15 protein-coding genes are annotated in these 18,273 nt (G+C 45.4%); 2 read left to right on the top strand and 13 right to left on the bottom strand.

Annotated features, from left to right (window positions below; genetic code table 11):
• Positions 1-601 precede the first annotated feature (601 nt).
• From DXE44_RS01095 to DXE44_RS01055, 9 genes are all read right to left on the bottom strand, one after another.
• Positions 602-1,555, bottom strand: coding sequence for a Gfo/Idh/MocA family protein (locus DXE44_RS01095; RefSeq protein ID WP_114651961.1), 954 nt, complete (start codon positions 1,553-1,555; stop codon positions 602-604).
• A complete protein-coding gene (locus DXE44_RS01090) occupies positions 1,552-2,244 on the bottom strand; it encodes an acylneuraminate cytidylyltransferase family protein (RefSeq protein WP_162785831.1) in 693 nt (230 codons plus the stop codon). Before DXE44_RS01090 ends, DXE44_RS01095 begins: the two co-directional genes overlap by 4 nt.
• Before the next feature lie 194 nt (positions 2,245-2,438).
• Positions 2,439-3,560 (bottom strand): NAD(P)-binding domain-containing protein, encoded by a 1,122-nt coding sequence (locus tag DXE44_RS01085; protein ID WP_114651957.1) that lies wholly within the window; start codon positions 3,558-3,560, stop codon positions 2,439-2,441.
• A complete protein-coding gene (locus tag DXE44_RS01080; RefSeq protein ID WP_114651955.1) occupies positions 3,560-5,935 on the bottom strand; it encodes an FAD-dependent oxidoreductase in 2,376 nt (791 codons plus the stop codon). Before DXE44_RS01080 ends, DXE44_RS01085 begins: the two co-directional genes overlap by 1 nt.
• Entirely contained in the window at positions 5,929-6,684 is a 756-nt protein-coding gene (locus tag DXE44_RS01075; protein WP_114651953.1) for an SDR family oxidoreductase, read from the bottom strand. Before DXE44_RS01075 ends, DXE44_RS01080 begins: the two co-directional genes overlap by 7 nt.
• 116 nt (positions 6,685-6,800) lie before the next feature.
• Positions 6,801-8,576, bottom strand: a complete 1,776-nt coding sequence (locus DXE44_RS01070) for an ABC transporter ATP-binding protein (protein WP_114651951.1) — start codon at positions 8,574-8,576, stop codon at positions 6,801-6,803.
• Positions 8,576-8,752 carry a hypothetical protein gene (locus DXE44_RS01065; protein ID WP_197712790.1) on the bottom strand — a complete coding sequence of 59 codons (177 nt, stop codon included), beginning with the start codon at positions 8,750-8,752 and terminating at the stop codon, positions 8,576-8,578. The genes DXE44_RS01070 and DXE44_RS01065 overlap by 1 nt, the downstream gene beginning before the upstream one ends.
• 123 nt (positions 8,753-8,875) lie before the next feature.
• Positions 8,876-9,730, bottom strand: coding sequence for a Wzz/FepE/Etk N-terminal domain-containing protein (locus tag DXE44_RS01060; protein WP_114651949.1), 855 nt, complete (start codon positions 9,728-9,730; stop codon positions 8,876-8,878).
• A gap of 243 nt (positions 9,731-9,973) precedes the next feature.
• On the bottom strand, positions 9,974-11,374 hold the full coding sequence (locus DXE44_RS01055) for an O-antigen ligase family protein (RefSeq protein WP_162785828.1): 1,401 nt from the start codon (positions 11,372-11,374) through the stop codon (positions 9,974-9,976).
• A 324-nt stretch (positions 11,375-11,698) separates the two neighbouring features.
• Here DXE44_RS01055 and DXE44_RS01050 point away from each other — a divergent pair, with 324 nt between their 5' ends.
• Positions 11,699-13,453 (top strand): hypothetical protein, encoded by a 1,755-nt coding sequence (locus DXE44_RS01050; protein WP_162785827.1) that lies wholly within the window; start codon positions 11,699-11,701, stop codon positions 13,451-13,453.
• A 62-nt stretch (positions 13,454-13,515) separates the two neighbouring features.
• Positions 13,516-14,001: a glycosyltransferase family 2 protein gene (locus tag DXE44_RS10195; RefSeq protein WP_197712789.1), complete on the top strand. Its 486-nt coding sequence runs from the start codon at positions 13,516-13,518 to the stop codon at positions 13,999-14,001.
• Positions 14,002-14,324: 323 nt separating this feature from the next.
• Here the strand turns inward: DXE44_RS10195 and DXE44_RS01040 are convergent, their stop codons facing one another.
• The 4 genes from DXE44_RS01040 to gmd all read right to left on the bottom strand — a co-directional run bounded on the left by DXE44_RS01040 (position 14,325) and on the right by gmd (position 18,258).
• Positions 14,325-14,963, bottom strand: a complete 639-nt coding sequence (locus DXE44_RS01040; RefSeq protein ID WP_231970520.1) for a hypothetical protein — start codon at positions 14,961-14,963, stop codon at positions 14,325-14,327.
• A 244-nt stretch (positions 14,964-15,207) separates the two neighbouring features.
• Positions 15,208-16,092, bottom strand: coding sequence for a DUF6492 family protein (locus tag DXE44_RS01035; RefSeq protein ID WP_114651941.1), 885 nt, complete (start codon positions 16,090-16,092; stop codon positions 15,208-15,210).
• The gene (fcl, locus tag DXE44_RS01030) at positions 16,082-17,062 is read right to left on the bottom strand and encodes a GDP-L-fucose synthase (protein WP_114651939.1); all 981 of its coding nucleotides are present in this window, start codon (positions 17,060-17,062) and stop codon (positions 16,082-16,084) included. The genes DXE44_RS01035 and fcl overlap by 11 nt, the downstream gene beginning before the upstream one ends.
• 50 nt (positions 17,063-17,112) lie before the next feature.
• Positions 17,113-18,258 carry a GDP-mannose 4,6-dehydratase gene (gene gmd, locus DXE44_RS01025; RefSeq protein WP_114651937.1) on the bottom strand — a complete coding sequence of 382 codons (1,146 nt, stop codon included), beginning with the start codon at positions 18,256-18,258 and terminating at the stop codon, positions 17,113-17,115.
• Positions 18,259-18,273: the final 15 nt, after the last annotated feature.

Below are 18,273 nucleotides of genomic sequence, written 5' to 3'. Positions count from 1 at the left end.
AAACCTAATCTGGCGGGTCTCTAATTTGGCGTGTGCTAGCTCAGCGATTGATGCATTCTTTTCGACTTATAGAGCGCCAAGCATTCTTTTAGCTCTATCATCTAGTCTGTCACCATGATATCTCCTTTCAGATGCACGTCTTTATGTTTGACTCTATGCCGGAGCCGCTCCACCCAACCGACCTAAATCTATAAAAATTCTTTTTTCTTGAAGATTTTCTTTAAGCTCATGCACATAATATTGAATTATCCACACGTATTGGGTGATAACGGTTACCTACGTCACGCAGCTCTGGAAAAATTTATCTTCAAACACCTATTCCTCAGCGTCCATCTTAAATTACCCCGATCAATAAGGTGCTGCACAATGGCATCCCTCCCGGCTAAAAATATCTTCAGCCATAGAAACAACAACATTCACCCAAGAAAATAACTGTGCTGTCATATTCCCAAGTGCGCACATTTGCAGTAGTAATTAAATAACGCAATTGATAATGCATGAACCCCTTTAAATGAAAGCTATCTTCTCTATCTATCTTTCTACCAATTACCCGATGACACAAAATTTACGGCCGATAGGTATATGAGGATACTATCAACTGTCACGAAATTAGTAATTCTAGTTCGTTTATAGCTTCATCTAAATTAAATTTAGTCTCTTGATTTAAATTCACACAGTTAATAAAATCTTTCAACATCTCGACAAACATATCATTCCTATCAAAGTTATCGTTCTTAAAGATATTTTCTTTGCCGTCATTATTAACAAAGAATAGTGTATTTTCATGGTAATCCCATTCAAATCTACCTTTCGAAGTAACAACCTTCATCGCATGCACTCTAGGTTTTTGTAAAAAATCAATATGAACGTGCCCACCCATACCAGTTTTAAAATTTATCATCAAATCAGCAACATCATCTACTTCAATACCTAAAATTTTTGTCGCAATTTTATTTATTTGAACTTTTTCAATATCTCCGAAAATATAGCTCAAGTAATTCATAGGATGTATTTGAGTCAGCAAAACACCTCCCCCCAAATCTCTTCTAGCAGAATAACTCTGCTTATAGTCTTCCCATGGATGCCAGTCCGGTAAATATTCAGACCATTCGGTTGTGACATATAGCGCCTCCCCATATTCGCCTTTCTTATCCGCAAATATGTTTTTCAATAACTTGATATGTGGATGAAATCTAAACTGATACGTGATAAATGTTGTAAGTTTTTTATTATTTACTATTTTTTGTAATTGATCTAATTTTTCTAAAGTATTCGATAATGGTTTTTCAATATATAAATGACAACCTGCATTTGCAGCCATCATCGCAACAGAGACATGTAATGAAGTTGGATTTGTAATCATGCATACATCAGGTTTTTGTTTCAATGCCTCGTGCAAGGAATTGTATATTTCAAACTTTTCTATTTCCTCTTTAACTCCTGGCATTACACTTTTACCACTGCTATACACAATAACATCCGTATATCCTAGAGCTTTTAAATTTCTTAAGTGCCTAAAACCAATTGAACCCAAGCCACAGACTAGAAATTTCATGATTTTAGTTTTTCTTCTGCATTTTTAAAGTCATTTATGTGATCTATGTCTACCATCTCGTCATGCTTAATTATTAACGGATAAACATTACTACCTGAAATACTTCCATCCAATAACGTTACTCGTCTGATTGCTTCTATATCGCCGGTTTGGAAATATACATCAGGCAGCTCTTGTCTGGGTATGTTATAAGCTTCATGTACATCCTCGACAAATCCTCTCATACTTCCATCATTTTCTTTGTACCAAGCTCTATATGGGTGCTCTTTGATTTTTGCAACACTTCTAACCGAACTGGCAGATGGATTTTTTTCTAAAATTTTTATTGTCCTTTCAATTAGCCCGCTTGGTCGTATTGGTGAAGTAGGTCTTAGCAAGACGTATATATCATAAATTTCATCAATATCTTCAAAGAACTCAAGCGCATGCTTCATAACCGGATAATCTCTAGTGCTATCTTGTGAATACTCACCTGGCCTTAAAAAGGGAGTCTCTGCCCCGCACTCTTTAGCGATGCTTGCTATATGTTCAGAGTCCGTTGAAACTACAATCTTATCAACGGCTTTACAGCCCAATGCATAGGCAACCGAGTAGCACAAGAGTGGCTTGCCGTGTAGAGGCAATATGTTTTTATTTGGAAGTGATTTACTTCCACTTCTTGCAGGAATTACTACAACGATCTTAACCATTACTTTTCTTTTCGCGGATTCACTTTCGAAGTGCAACAGCTAGTGTTTGCTTACCATTTTGTTGATACTTTTTGCTTCTGCTTAGGACGGTTATATTTTGACTTATATTTGTGTAGCGTGCTTCAATTTTCTCGTCCATTTCACAACGGGTGCTCACACGATCAACCACTAGACTAAAGTATCTTACCTGGTCCTTACTGACTAGTTGAGTGGCGCTCAAATATTCCCGTATGATTTCTGACATTTTTAGCCCCCCTCTTTCTGAGGATGTAATCGTGTACCACCTGCAGACGATGCGCTTGGTTGTTGTCAAGAACTCGAACAAAATCGCCTAAGCCATTAGCAATACCAAAGACGGCATGAGGATCAGCTATGCTGTCAACCACAACTTCGTTGGGACGTGCCAGCAAGCCGCCGGACACGACAGGCACAGCATCAAACTCAGTGCGACCCAAAGCGTATTCAACAATGCGCTCAGTTTCCAACACCATACCCATGTGTCCTTCAAAGCCCGGCCGGATATCGGCGCGATAGACAGGAATGTCCTTCTCCTGCGCACGCCGAATAGCTTCCTGCTCACAGCAACCTTTGCCGCCGTCCAACAGCACGGCACCGTGTGCCAGCGCATCAATCATGGCAATTGTAATAACCGGTATACCTTGCGTCAGCCCCACCAACAAGTCAGCTCCCTGGGCGATCGACAGATTGTCCTCGCCAGCGGTGACCTTGGCTATTGTTTCTGCTGGCTTAATGATGTTCAGCGCCGTCACAATAGCCGCGAGTTTAACTCTATCGCGCCGGATCAGGGATACGTCCATCCCACGTTCGACCAGTTTTAGCGCCAATTTGGAGCCTACGTTACCAGCTCCAATAATGGCTGCCCTTTTACCACTCAACCCACGTGGGTGGGTTGATAGTATCTGCACGATCAAATTTTCGATTGAGTCGACTGTTAGATCATTTCCCTTATAAGCCAACACCCGCGAATGCTTGACTGTTTCGCGTACTGCGCGTTCGACGTTACCCACATTATCAGCGCCGTATAATTCGGTGCTGATCTTTTTTTCTGTGTCAACCAGCACATAATCCACCATGCCGTCCACCGCTCGTGCCACTGCCACCGCTTGGCTAACGTCGTACACAATAGCGCTACCGGCAATCAACCTACTAGTTCTACGCAACGGAGAAAAATAAAGTCCAGTGTCGTTGATCTTGCGCGTATTTCCAATACAAAAGCCAGTGAGTTTGCTCTCTAGGCTAGCCAGTCTATTCACTTCAAGGACAATTTGCTCGATTTCTTCGTCTAGCGTCGCCATCAAATAGCGCTCCAAGTGATCGGATGATCTACATTGATATGTGTGCGCGCCTGACGACCCACAATCAGGTCAATGTATTTGGGAAGAATGCCAATACCAGGTGACTTGATTATCAACATTTCCCGTGTGATGGTGGTCCCTGCAGGAATGGCGACTCGAGCAAATACAGTACGCCGTAAACGCTGAACCGTGCGGTACTCGCTGGCTGAAATTGCCTTGATGCCGTTACCTAGCGCGGTGAAGGTTGCTTGTGCCTGTTCCACCATTGATTTCAACTCTAGCGGTTCAAGTGAAAAAATATGATCAGGCCCTTTCAATGAACGGTCCAGTGTTACATGTTTTTCAATCACCCGACCACCTAGGGCAATCGCAGGCGGGACTAGAAAACTCTCGGGAAAGTGATCCGAAAAACCGGACACAACCTGGAAACATTCAGTCAAGCGCGGAATCATGCGCAAATTGGTTTCGGCAGCCGAAGCCGGGTAGCTGGACACGCAGTGCAGCAAGATAAGGTTAGGGTTGCCAGCCTCTAGCACAGTGTTCACAGCCTCCTCAATGTCCCCCAGCGTGGACATGCCGGTCGAAATAAACATGGGCTTCATTTTCATGGCCACAGCGCGGATCAGAGGTAGGTTGACCAAGTCCATCGATGCTATCTTGTAGGCGGGTACGTCCAACTTGTCTAGCATCTCGACTGACTCAACGTCAAAGGGCGTGGAGAATACATCGATGTTGCGTGAGTGTGCATAGGTGAAAATGTCCTTGAGTTCCTCCCATGAAAAAATCAGCCGGTTAAACAGCTGATGCAGGTTTTCTTCGAGGTCCATAATATCCTCGTTATAACGTGCATCCAACACTTTGGCGGATATGCGTTCAGTGCTAAAAGTCTGGAATTTAGCCGCATTACAACCACTTTCCACACACACGTCGATTAGTTGCTTGGCCATCTCAACGCTACCATTGTGGTTTAACCCAATTTCGCCAATGATGTAAGGTGGATACTGATGTCCAATTAAGTTCTTTCCGATTTGAACAACATCTTTGAACTTTTTCGCCCTACGCGTAACGCGCTGAACACTATTAAAAGCCGAGCCGGGGTCCTGAATCATGTCGACCAGATCAATGGCCTTGGCGCACAGAATCTGGAAATCGGCATAGGAAAAATCAGCTAAGGTGCCGGTAAAATAAAAGTTACCGACTTTTTCGAGTTCGCCGCGCACGCGTTGCAGCTCAGTTTCAAAACCCACGCGATAGCTGGGGTAAAGAGGCCCCAGATCCATGTGGTGAACCTTGACGATTTCAGCGCGATTGACAAAGCCCATGCGCTCCAAGTCTCCGATAACACGCTCACGCAGTTGCGCCTCATCCATTTGAGAAACGGAGTCTCCCGCCGTGTAGGCAATTTCACAACACAGGATGGACCAACCCCTGGGAATGCCAATGTCGGAAAAGCGCGTTTGCAAACCGGCACGGTGGAAGATGATGTCCCGGTCCTTGAAGTACAACCAGTCTGCATCTTTAGGAAATGGGTCTGGCCCGGTGGTCGCAATGGCTACCAACTTGACACTGCGATACCCAAGGTTGCAGGGTACATCAAGAAAACGTGAATTCACGGTTATAGGGAGCGTTGATACCACAAGGTCGTTACGGCCCAGTTGTATAGTGCCCTCACTGGTGCGAACCCGATCTATTACGTCGCCTTCCAGCTCAACACTCAATACCTCAACGTTGTAGTCGATCCTGCCACCAAGCTCGATAATTTTGTTGGCTAAGATTTCCATTGTCTGTCCGCATCCGTTTTGTGCAACTGCAGACCATTGATCCGCATGAAACGGCTTTTTCTCCTTGCGAATCTCGATGCGCTGTGGTGCCCAGTTAGCAGACAATTCTGAAGTAGGAATACCCCATAATTTTTCCGGATATTCTTCGTAAAAAATCTTCTGCAAGGTGGGGCCCGCCAGCGCAGTCATGTAGTCGCGGTAATTGCGCGCAGTGCTCAACTGATCGGAGTCCGTTGCGGCCATCTCCGACATGATTCGGTCGTATAACTCAGCTGGGAATTGCCTAAGTGTTTCTTCGGATAACGGATATTCAAAGAACCTTCCATCGATATAGTTTTTACCATACAGCGCCGGCGTGCGAAACACTCCGGGAAAAATACTTTGCCAATAAGCAATAATTTCCGGGCTAGAGGTATGAAACAGATGCGGGCCAGCATCGATGTAATAGTCGGCAAAACGCAGGGTACGTGCTAAGCCGCCTGGTACAGGCAAGCGCTCAAGCACTCTTACCGGCACACCCCGCTTTGCAAATTCATATGCTGTCACCAGTCCCGACATTCCTGCGCCAAAGATTAAAACTGAACGATCTACCATGCTGTGAAACCTCCATCGACGACAATATTCTGCCCTGATACATAATCGGCCTCACTGGATGCCAGAAAAATCACAGCCCCGCAGATTTCCTTATCCTTGGCCATGCGATTAAAAGGGGTGAGCTGCGTGTAGTTCTGAACAAAATCCTCACCCTGATTATTGAAGACACCGCCCGGACTGACGCAATTAACGCGAACGCCCAGTGGCGCCGCATGCACAGCAAAATATTTAGTCATATGAATGACGGCCGCCTTCGATGCACTATAGACCTCTGAGTTCATGCGAGCACAATCGGTGTAGATACTTGGATCACTACTGACCACCCCATAGATCGACCCAATATTGATAATAGCGCCCCGACCCTGGTCTTTCATTAACCGTAAGGCCTCGCGGGTGCATAGAAAAGTGCCGCCCACATTGACCGACATGACCTGCATGAATTCGTAGTAATCGCGCTCCCAAAACGGCGTAAAAACTCCAATTCCCGCGTTGTTGACCAAAACGTCCAACGGACCATGCTCACGTATTTTGGCAAAAGCGCTTTCCACGGATTTTGGCTGAGTCACGTCCATTATCAAGGTGCCTAACAGATTTTCTGTGGGAACTTGTCCGGCCGCTTTCGCAAGCAGCTCTGGGGATATGTCAGCAAGCCAAAGCTTGGCACCCTCAGTCGCAAAGGACTGGGCGAAACGGGTACCCAACTGACCTCCCGCACCTGTGATCACTACACTTTTATTTTTAAGCCGCATACATATAGATCCTAAGTTAAGCCAATGATAACCGGGCCGCAAACCTGTACCGCCGGCTATAAGGAAGGAGGAGGTTACTGAGCATAGGGGTTACTTTCCTTATTTTTCTGCGGCATTCATGCCGTTTGATTCACGATGTCTTGATAAGTGCCAGCGCGCTTAATGCCGCCATCACCCAGCTCAACTATCTGTGTGCAATTTTTCAGCGTGGTGAGGCGGTGGGCAATGATGAGAACAGTGAGATCCTTGCTGAGGCCTTCAATTGCCTGCATGACGGCTTGTTCAGTTTCGTTGTCTAGTGCACTGGTTGCTTCGTCAAAAATGATCACATCGGCTTGCTTGTAGAGGGCGCGGGCAACGCCGATGCGCTGGCGTTGACCACCAGAGAGGCAGATGCCGCGCTCACCGACAAAGGTTCGGTATTGCTTGGGCCAGCTTTCAATGCTGTCGGCAATTTGCGCCTGTTGTGCGGCTTGCCGGACGCGCTGGGGGTCGATCTGGTCTATGGGCACGCTAAAGGCAATGTTTTCTTCAATGGTGCTGTCGGCCAGAAATATGGCTTGCGGCACATGAGCGATATGGGCTTGCCAGGCGCGTTTGTTTGCGGGCATTACAGCTTGGCCATCAATCTCCAAGGTGCCATCAGTTGGCTCTAGCAGGCCCATGACGATGTCGAGTAGGGTGCTTTTGCCACTACCGGTGGTGCCAATGAAACCCACGCGGCTACCTTTGGCGATGGTAAGGTTGAGATGCTTTAGAACATAGGGCGCTTGCGGGCTGTAGCGGAACGCAAGCTGCTTGAGGCTGATGCTGTGTTTGAAGGGCAGCGGTTGTGCAGCTGGCTGGTCGGCGTAGTCGGGTAAGGGTTGGTCTAATAGCTCAAGAGCATCCCTTAAGGAGGCTTGTCCGCCCCGAATACTCGTCCATGCACCATATGATTGCTGCAAAACGGGTAACAAACGCTGCGCCCCCAGTGCCAATGCACCGAGTATGGGGATTGCCTTGGCGACGCCATCTGCTTGCTGAGATAGCGAATATGCCAGCGCTACGATAAGCAGCATACCCAAGGCTTCCATGCCATAACGCGGACTAGAGCTAATAAATGAATTATTACCCTGGGCTCTACGCATGAAAAGATCGGCATTGCGGTAAATCTGGCAGTATGTCGCTTGGCTGCCATCTATGAGCACATCTCTGATACCCCCCAATCCCTCCTGCAGGGATTTGATAACACGTGTGGATTCGCGAGCGATGCGTTCGCCATTATTGGAGAGTTGCTTTCGGGTCAGACCGATGATGATAAAGTAAATCAACCAAAATCCGCCGAAGGCAGCCAGCGTAACAACAGGATTCAAAGACAAGAGGGCAAGCAGAATGGTAATAAGCATGGCGACCGAACTGACAAGCGTAAGGAGCATCGTGATGATGCCAATAACGGCATTTGTTTTGTTTGAAATGCCGTTGATGACCTCGCTACTGTTACGAGCGCAATGCACTGCATAAGATTGGTAAAGGGCGCGTCGGTAGATGCTGATACTAAGGTCGGCACCAGTGGCGTAAGAAAGTCGCGTGCTAGCCCAAAGTAACAACAAGCGCATTGCACCTGCGATAAGCGCCGCCGCGCCAAAGATGATCGTGAGGGGCAAAAAGAGTTGCGCTGGCTCTTTTAGCCCTAATGCCTGGATGAAGGGCTGCGCTGCGGCGTAATTAAATACGCGCTCAGGTGCAGTTAATACTCCAAGAAACGGCAACACAGCTCCGATGCTAAAAATTTCCGCGAACGATGCGAGCAGCATCAGCACTAGTAGCAGCCCGAATTGCCCGCGGCGACGTGGGCTGATGTGGTGCCAGAGGCGTTTTAGTAGAGCTGTTATGGATTGGTTGGGTTGCATTAAATAAGCTTGAATTCATTGCCATGCCAAGCGACAAAGCGCTGGATGCCTTCTTCCACTATAGTGGCAGGTTGGTAGTGAAATTGCTCGACGAGGCAGGCCACATCGGCGTAGGTGTCGGGCACATCACCGGCTTGCAGAGGCAATGGCTTTTTTCTGCGGGGCGCACAATGCAACGGTTAATGAATTGAGGGATTGGATTCAAAGAATTAGGTTTTATTTTTCAAGTGTTCAATACTCAATAAGCATTAAGCCCGCTAATGCCCGATCTCGAACGCTCACTTGCGCTAGACCGAATATCACAATACTCCGCCTGCTTCACTCTTGATTCTGGCGATCATGCTTCGGGCTAACGCAATCAATAGGCCTAAGAAGAGTCCACCAAAGAGTCCAGCGGCAAGAACCACCCGTTTTTTAGGTGCAATCGGCGCGTCGCTGGCGTAGATGGGGGCAACCAGGCGGGTGGCTCTTCTCTGGTTGGAGAGGATGATATTTTTGAGGGCTGTGATCTCATCTAGTAAGAAGCGCATTTCATCTCGCGTCGAAAGGTATGCTGCGCCTATAGCCGAACCTGACTTATCAGCCTTAGCTACCAGGTCCTTGGCCTTAGCTAGGCGCTCAATGTCGTCATCTAACTTTACTTTTGCGTCGGCAATATAGGGGGCTACGATCTGGGACTGGGTGGTTTTGATGTGCTCAAATACGGCTAAATTACATTCTTGGGCTGCTTGGGGGGTCGGGCCAAAGGTTTTGAGCTCTACCACGTTGGCAACCCCCTTGGGAACCGTCAACTTTATCGATTTGCTCAGCGTCAGTGCGCCATTGGCTTGGTTCTCTAGGCCGCAGACTGCCGTCACTTTCGGCGTAAAGCTGGTTGGCGAGGACATGCGGGCAATCAGAAGCGCGGGCTCCTCGATATTGACGCCCAGGGGATTGTTGTTGTTAGCGGCCCCGATTTGCGCCATCGTGATTTGCGCAGCCGCCTCGTACTGTTTAGGGGTAATCGCTAGATAGGCAGTTGATAGAGCTACGCCGATAAGCCCGAAAATAGCTATTACTTTCCAGGCGTCTTTGAGGAAGTACAGGATATCGATGAGGGAGATTTCTTCATCAAGCTCTAGTTTAGACTCCTGCTGCATAAGATCCTGGTCCATTATAAGACTATAAAATTAGTAACTATTATACACTTTACGGTGTTGAAATAACTAAATCCAAAGGGGGCTTAAGCACAATTACCCATCAGCAACAAACTTTTAGGGTACGTATTCCAATTTCAGCGCTGAAAGTTTGAAGGGGCGTTTTCTGTCTGTTAAGTGCGGGACGCCGGTAAAAATTTCAGCATGGAATCCACACCAAGAAAACCTCTTTATAGCCCCCCCTATCTTCATCAGGTTTGCTTAAGGCTTGGGCTGTGTTTGGCTCCTATCACCCTTTAGACTTAATACACTAGCCCAAATCACCAAGAATACTAGAGCATTAATTACAGCCTCAGCTGAGACCTCCTTAGTTGTCATGACCAGCGCCACTGATGCCAAACCCCAGCGTCCGATCAAGCTCCAGGGGGCCTGAGAGTGGACGCTAGTTCGCCAGGTCAGAAGCGCGGCCAGACCCAACAGTAACAACCCAGGAAGCCCATAACCTAAGCCAAAATCGAGCCAGGCACTATGGGTCCAACTCAGGTCAGAATCTGGCCACTTTTGTTTGCCTAGGGCTGAAAAAGATACGCTCATTAGGCCGTAACCAAGCGGATTCTCGATTAGCAAACGGGTGCCGATGATTGCCCAAGCGATCCGGCTGTAATTAGAGTCAGTTGGAGTTTGTCCGGACTCATTAATGGGGTAGCCCTTGCTCCTATTTTTCCAGTGGTCGTAACGGTCGACTTGGGCTGCAACCTTGGCATCAGCTGCAAGCGTTTTCCATTGTGGATTTTTGCTAACACTAAAGCCCACTAGAGCGAGAGAGATACTGGCAATAATCAATAGTGCGGCCCACTTTTCCCAACTGAGATTCTTGACATACCTCCAAAGAATTATTGCAAAGAAAGAAGCTAAGAAAATCGAGACATAAACCATGCCAAACCGGTCTGCCTCAATAAAAAATAATGTGACAGTCAGCGGGAGCACCGCTAAATAAGGCCAGCTTCTGAATATGCTAAAGCAATCCACCTGGATCATCTGAATAATTTTTCCCAAGGCAATGGCAAATGCTGGTAAGCAAAAAAAGACGTACCATGCCCTGGCCATTCCGAATGGGTTAATCGTGTCATAGGGAATAAGTAATAAATGATTGGGGATTGGATATCCATACCCGCTAGCAACTTTGCCGTAGGCAAATTTGAGGAAATAAATGAGTGTCGGCAAACAAAACCCAAGAAAGATTATTTGCCAGTAGCGATGACTCTTGACCTGATCAGAAAGATTACTAGAAATAGCAAGTCCCAGGCCAATTGCAAAAGGGATGCTTAGGGCAATCTTCTTCCAAATCTTCAGGTATTCCATGCTTTGCGTATTAAAGTCTTTGCCAACCCACAACAGATGGATGGTGACCCACAGCAATAGCAAGGCTATAAGCACCATTGGAAAAGACCGTTTTTGCCAGAGTAGTGAACGGTAGCGATAGATTGCCCACAAACCCAGTAGCCCCCCTATTACCATACAGGAGAGCCTTATAAATACTGTGTGCGGCAGTATCCAAACCCCATACAAAATGGCAAATAGCGAGCACATCGACAAGGTTGCCCAATGTGGAAATGGCTCGAGCTTAGTGCCTGAGGATTGATTAGCAAAACTAATGGTCAAAGCAACTCCTATTAAAAAAGAAATTATAAGCTTGAATGACATTATCTCATCATAGAAACTGATAGTAATGATCAATGTAATGATTGGTCTCGGGTAAAAATCACGACTCAAAATGGTTTTATTACTCTCACTTAAAAGATAAGGCTTTTTTTGCAATCTAGCGTTCTTTTTTCAATATTGACTGTTTTTCTAGTTACCTTGGCTTTTTGGGGCTATGGGCAAGCTATTTCTGCCGTCTTTTTTCAGAGGATTCAGCTCAATTGGGGACAAAAAAGCCTCCTTGGCTTTGCGCTATTCATTGCACTCAGTGGTTATATTGAATTATTGAAATTGGGAAGCGTAGGCTTATTTTGGGGATACATACTTTTTGGAGTACTTTTAGGCCTGTTCCCACTTTGGAAATTATTAACCCAACCATCAATTAGCTTCAGACTTAAGGCCTCGCAAATTTTTTCCCTAGCAGTCCTTACGCTGATTACCCTACTGTACTTAGCCAACCTGACATTTTTACCCTTTAACCACGGGGATGATTACACCAGCTACCTCACCTTTCCAATTAGAGTTCTAGTTGAAGGATTTCAAGGTGGTGATCCATTCAATCAACGAGGCATCGAGCAAGGCTTTGGTGGTGGAGGCTCTATCAATGCGCTTTTCTTAAGTCTGATCCCCCTAGCTCATTTACACATCGCTGAGACGGGCGCTGGCCTGCTTCTTCTCATTGGACTTGCCATTGCTCACGTTGGTAGCCAAAACCTGCGCCCTTGGTCTGTTCTAGGCGCTATTGCGCTTGTATTAGTTTTGGGCATTTTTATACAGTCCACCAATATTGCCTCGATACTTTCAGGCTGTGCGTTAGCTTATGGAATTTTGCTTTTATTCACACAAAGCACAGAATCTTCCTCGGCACCCTCCTATCAAAGATCCATTTTCCTCGGAATACTTTTAGCTGCTCTGCTATTACTTAAAGGCAATCTCTTTGTACCGATGGTTGTTTTCGGAGGAAGCTTTTACATAGCTCGTCTATTGCAAATTCAAAAATGGTGGGTGATTAAAGAGTTCTTCATCTCTGCGCTGGCCCTAGTTATTTGCTTAAGCCCATGGCTTGTATCAAACGTGCTCTACCACGGCACGGCATTTTATCCACTACTGGGTAAAGGGCTGTCTTATTCGGGTGGCTTTGGCTTTGTCACACTTCCCAAAACACTCAATGCCATTGGTGAGTTTACTCCCTTGTACTGCCTATTGCTTGTCTGCGGATTGGCCTTCATTAGCTATAGTCGTTCGCAAGTACAAATACGTTTTGTGCTACTCATGATCGGTTTGGTAATTTTGAGTACAGCTTTGATGTCATTAACACCTGCAGGCATGTATCGTTATAGCTACGTCATTTTGGCTACACCTTCAGCATTTTTGATGCTTAGTGCTCTTGCAATGTCCAATAGGCAATTTGAGGCGCCTATTCGCTGGCTCAAGCCGCTTACTTGCAAAAGAATATTCATCTTTATTGTGATTGTGACTTCAGTCTTGATGCTCAATCAAACTAAGCGAGTCGGCAGAAACTTTTTTAAAGAGGGTCTCTATTCTCGCTACATCAACACTCCAATTAACTTAGCGCCGAATGATTTTCTCTCCCCGGATTTTGCCAAGGAAAAGGATCGCTATATCGCTTTGCAAAACTCCATTCCTTCCGGCGAAATATTACTCGTTCAAGTTCCATCCCCATTCATGCTGGACTACTCCAGAAATTTAATTTATGTAATGGATTGCCCTGGCAATGCTGGGCCACGTCCCGGTCCGCCATTTAATCAAAATGCAGAGGCTTTGGCCCAGTACCTTCGAGATAACCATATTCGTTACCTTGCGCACGCCTACTCACAATGGAATCAACAAAAATTTGACCCCTACTTTATTGACAGTTGCCTCAATGCTGCAGGCGAATGGGGTCGCACCCTAGCTACCCGACAGCTTTTAGTGAATGAGCAAATGCTAGAGCTTGCCAAAAACTACCGCGTTATTTTTGATGACCAACAAAATCGGGTGATTGACCTAAGCGCACCCCTTGCAAATAAGGATCAGTAAGCAATCTCCATTGTGGGATTGACTACAATTAGCAAATTGAATAGATAAACTGTCAGAAAAAAATGCTAAACAACAAACGTATTGCAGTGGTGATGCCTGCTTATAACGCAGCCCAAACCCTAGAAAAAACATTTTCTGAGATTCCGAGAGATATTGTTGATACAGTCATTTTGGTAGATGACGCAAGTAAAGACTTTACTGTTGCAGTTGCACAAAAACTGGGAATTGCCGTAGTTGTCCATCCCAAAAATCGAGGTTATGGCGGCAACCAAAAGACCTGCTATATCGAAGCTCTTAAAAGCGGTGCTGACATTATCATCATGCTGCATCCTGACTACCAGTATTCACCTAAATTAATTCGAGCAATGGCTTCGATGATTGCGGAGGCTGATTATGACGTGGTACTAGGCTCTCGCATCTTGGGCATTGGTGCGCTAGCGGGGGGCATGCCTCTGTATAAATACGTTGCCAACCGATTTCTGACCTTCTTTCAGAACCTCTTCTGTAGCCACAAGCTACCCGAATACCATACTGGCTACCGAGCATAGAACAATAAGGTTCTCCAGAATTTACCGCTACTAGCAAACTCTGACGACTTTATTTTTGACAATCAAATGCTAGCGCAATGCATTTGGTTCAATTATAAAATTGGGGAGATCTCCTGCCCAACGAAATACTTCCTAGAAGCTTCCTCTATTAATTTCCAAAGAAGCTCAATTTATGGCCTAGGTGTTCTTAAAGTGAGTATTCAATACCGACTAGCTAAGCTTGGAATTTGTAAGCCTTCATTTTTATTAGATGTGCCATCCAATAAATTTCCAAGCTAAGGCATTATTACAAAGAGTAATCTGACTTTTTAAGCTCCTAACCACTATACCCCATAGTGATTTTTACTAATACCCAGCGCTTTTGGAATTTGATCGTCGTACTCTAAAAAAAGAGGTTTTATGTTGATTTCTTTTGCACGGTGGCGTAACGCCATAAATAAAGACTCAGCTCTTTCGGTATAACCTCCGAGCACACCCCAGTGCGTCTCATATGAGGCTTCATTGGCCCACGGCTCCATTTCAACCGCTAAGACATATAACCATTGCGCTAACTCAGCAAACAACTGAGAAGGCATCAAATAGGTTTGCCATAGCGTGAGAGGCTGATCAATTAAGTCGACCATTTGCCACTGCGTATTAAAAAAATGGTTGTAGCTTTTTAGTAAGCAATCCCAATTAAATGCTTGAGTACAAGCCATGCCGTTAAATTCCCCGGAGGAATTCATTAGCTTACCTGCAATTTGAGCATAAACAATACTTTTAGCATCAGAGCCAAAACCAAAAATCTGCCAGCATCTATTGATCAAGGAAAATTGGCGCGAACCTTGAGTACTCTTTTCTAGGGAGTGAAGTAACTTTACAGACCGCTTGGTCCAACGCATGTCGTACTGACAAATTCCGATGAGATCAATATCCTCATGAAGTGCATTTTTCTCTATATGGATATAAGCGGAGGTCTCCATAAAGCCCCTTGCTTGAAGCATCGGGTTGTATTGTGGGAGATCATATTCCTCAACCATCCTATTTTGGGGGTTGCTAATTCCCAATGAGGGCCCATCTTTTAATATGAAGTCTTTAGATGTTATTTCCACATTAACAGCATAAGGAACAACCATTGTCTAATCTCCTCATCTGAAAACTCATTGAGATTTAAGCGCTCATCTAAGGTTTTATGAAAAACCAAAAATATCTTAATCTTGCTCACGACTATCTGCCTAACCCAGCGATACTCAATTTGATTTTACGAAACTCCGTTTTTAGCCATTGCCGGATGCCGTAGCGCTGATCCCAAGCCTCGAAACTGACAAAATCATAGTACTTTGCCAGGCCACGCCAAACCAAAACAGATAAATTCAATGGGTTACCAACCAAACTAAAACCATAGCGATACCAGGGACGGTCACTGACCAGAATCTCATTTCGATGGTGATGCCAAATCCAGGAGCCTAAAGTTTCAAACTCGGCAAAACCAGAAGGCTCTGATGGATCTAGCTGACTGAGGATGGCATCAATCCATGGGAGTTGTGTTTTATTTTCCAAGGATTGAAATAAGGAGTGCGCCCAGGAGGCCCTAACCATGAGGCTTTGTGCGATAAATGAAAAATCTTGGGTACGCTTTAAACCTAAAGCCTTTTCAATAAAAATAAAATAAAAACTTCGATATTCACTGCCTTTGTAGTAAAGAAGTCGACCATCAGGCTCAACAAAGCTGAGCGGCCTTACAGGGACAGTATCAGCATCCCAAATTAACACTAGATCATCATCTCGATGTCGTAAGACTGCCGCAATTTTGACAAATTGCTGAAGATACCAACCTACCCTATCTTGATTATTCTCTGTTAAGGTGTAAGCAATCTTTTCTTTAGCATTACCAATAAACTGTGATTCTGGCTTTACTTGGTAAGGGGCGTTAGTTACACTGGAAAATAATGCAACTTGGCTATCCGGGACAATAACCGTGTAATAAGAAGCCTTGATGTTTTTAATAATTTTTGGGGCTGCAACAGTCCATACATCAATATCTTTTGCAGAACATACAGAAATCACCTCATCGATCAATAATGGTGATTCGTGAGATGTTTTAGAGTTCACGATATCCCAGTAAGAATTCGGAATAGGCCTGCACTAAACCATTTCGCAAATCAACCTCAGGCTTCCATCCGAGATTATTTAGTCTCGAAGAATCCATCCACTTACGTGGTGCTCCATCTGGCTTACTGACATCAAAACTGATTTTGCCTTGGTAGCCCACCGATTCACTTACGGCACTTGCTAACTCTGCAATAGCGATATCACTGCCGTAACCTACATTGAGATGACTCTCCATCGGAGAGGTATGTTGATCATAGGTAACCCTATCAAGATTCATCACAAATACTGATGCTGTAGCCATATCGTCAACATACAGAAATTCTCTTCTAGGGGTGCCCGTCCCCCAAATCACCACCTCAGGGGCATTACTTACTTTAGCCTCGTGGAATCGTCTAATCAGGGCTGGGATAACATGGCTATTCTCGGGATGGTAATTGTCGCCAGGCCCATACAAATTGGTTGGCATGACTGAGCGGTAATCTACTCCATGGCTTTGACCATACTGGCGGTTATAACTTTTACACATTTTGATGCCGGCAATCTTGGCAATAGCATAAGGCTCGTTTGTTGACTCCAACTTTCCAGTTAGAAGCGCATCCTCACTCATAGGCTGAGCAGCTAACTTAGGGTAGATACAACTTGAACCTAAAAAAAGAAGCTTCTTAACGCCGCTCAGAAATGCCTGATGAATGACATTGTTTTGCACCATCAAATTGTCATAGATGAACTCAGCGGGATAGGTGTTGTTAGCATGGATCCCCCCTACACGAGCTGCAGCCAGATAGACTTGATCTGGCTTTTCTGCTTCAAAAAATGCTTGTACGGCAGCTTGATTAGTCAGATCTAATTCTGCATGGGTGCGAGTGACAATATTGCCAAGGCCCTTGGCTTGTAGATTACGAACAATAGCTGATCCCACCATGCCGCGATGGCCAGCAACGTAGATCTTTTGGTTTACCTCTGTTGACATGCTTGCGCTCTTCTCTGTCCGCTCTCAGTTTTGACTATGACTTCTTGCTATTAATTCTCTTTACCCACCGCTACAGAGTAACCATGTTTTTCTAAAAGCGCATGTTGCTTAGCTTTTTCTAAATCGTTAGCCACCATCTCGACGATCATTTGATCTAAGGTAATTTCTGGCACCCAACCCAGTTTGGTTTTGGCTTTGGTGGGGTCACCTAAAAGCGTTTCTACTTCTGTAGGACGGTAGTAGCGTGGGTCAATCTGGACAACTACATCACCGACCTTTAAAGCCGGGGCTTTATCACCCTCAATCGAGGCTACGATAGCCTTTTCATTTTCAGCAGCACCTTCAAACTTGAGCGTAATGCCAAGTTGCTTAGCACTGCGGATAATAAATTCACGAACCGTGAACTGCACACCAGTGGCAATCACAAAATCTTCAGGCTTGTCTTGTTGCAGCATTAGCCATTGCATGCGCACATAGTCTTTTGCATGGCCCCAGTCACGCAGAGCATCGATATTACCCATGAAGAGACACTTCTCAAGACCTTGGGCGATATTGGCTAGACCACGAGTCACCTTTCTAGTAACAAAAGTTTCACCTCGGCGCTTAGACTCATGATTAAAGAGGATACCGTTGCAGGCATAGATACCATATGCCTCACGGTAGTTCACAGTAATCCAGTAGGCGTACATTTTTGCCACTGCATAAGGACTTCTCGGGTAGAAAGGTGTAGTTTCTTTTTGCGGAATCTCTTGCACTAAGCCATAGAGCTCAGAGGTGGATGCTTGGTAAAAACGGGTTTTCTTCTGCAGGCCAAGGATGCGAATGGCTTCGAGCATCCTTAGGGGTCCCATAGCATCGACATCAGCCGTGTATTCAGGAGACTCGAAAGAAACCGCTACGTGAGACTGTGCACCTAAGTTATAAATCTCATCAGGCTGACATTCTTGGATGATGCGCACCAAGTTGCTGGTGTCCGTTAAGTCTCCATAATGAAGAATAAGATCTGGGTGATTAATATGCGGATCTTGATAAATATGATCAATACGCTCGGTATTAAAAGAAGAGGCGCGGCGCTTAATGCCGTGAACGATATAGCCCTTTTCTAAAAGGAACTCGGCAAGGTAGGAACCATCTTGGCCAGTGATACCCGTAATCAGGGCAACTTTTTGATTCTCTATTTTTTGTTTGCTTGTCATATCTATTGCTTTTAA

Origin of the sequence: Polynucleobacter necessarius (genome assembly GCF_900095175.1) — a bacterium.
GTDB lineage: Bacteria > Pseudomonadota > Gammaproteobacteria > Burkholderiales > Burkholderiaceae > Polynucleobacter > Polynucleobacter necessarius_I.
The sequence above is the reverse complement of the archived record's forward strand: the minus strand, read 5'-3'. Positions and strand labels throughout refer to the sequence as shown.

Coding starts and splice junctions, on each gene's coding strand:
- fcl (WP_114651939.1), bottom strand. CDS start 17,062: ATGTCAACAGAGGTAAACCAAAAGATCTACGTTGCTGGCCATCGCGGC.
- DXE44_RS01075 (WP_114651953.1), bottom strand. CDS start 6,684: ATGCGGCTTAAAAATAAAAGTGTAGTGATCACAGGTGCGGGAGGTCAG.
- DXE44_RS01040 (WP_231970520.1), bottom strand. CDS start 14,963: ATGGAGACCTCCGCTTATATCCATATAGAGAAAAATGCACTTCATGAG.
- DXE44_RS01090 (WP_162785831.1), bottom strand. CDS start 2,244: ATGGTTAAGATCGTTGTAGTAATTCCTGCAAGAAGTGGAAGTAAATCA.
- DXE44_RS01060 (WP_114651949.1), bottom strand. CDS start 9,730: ATGGACCAGGATCTTATGCAGCAGGAGTCTAAACTAGAGCTTGATGAA.
- DXE44_RS01070 (WP_114651951.1), bottom strand. CDS start 8,576: ATGCAACCCAACCAATCCATAACAGCTCTACTAAAACGCCTCTGGCAC.
- DXE44_RS01080 (WP_114651955.1), bottom strand. CDS start 5,935: ATGGTAGATCGTTCAGTTTTAATCTTTGGCGCAGGAATGTCGGGACTG.
- DXE44_RS01085 (WP_114651957.1), bottom strand. CDS start 3,560: ATGGCGACGCTAGACGAAGAAATCGAGCAAATTGTCCTTGAAGTGAAT.
- gmd (WP_114651937.1), bottom strand. CDS start 18,258: ATGACAAGCAAACAAAAAATAGAGAATCAAAAAGTTGCCCTGATTACG.
- DXE44_RS01095 (WP_114651961.1), bottom strand. CDS start 1,555: ATGAAATTTCTAGTCTGTGGCTTGGGTTCAATTGGTTTTAGGCACTTA.
- DXE44_RS10195 (WP_197712789.1), top strand. CDS start 13,516: ATGCTAAACAACAAACGTATTGCAGTGGTGATGCCTGCTTATAACGCA.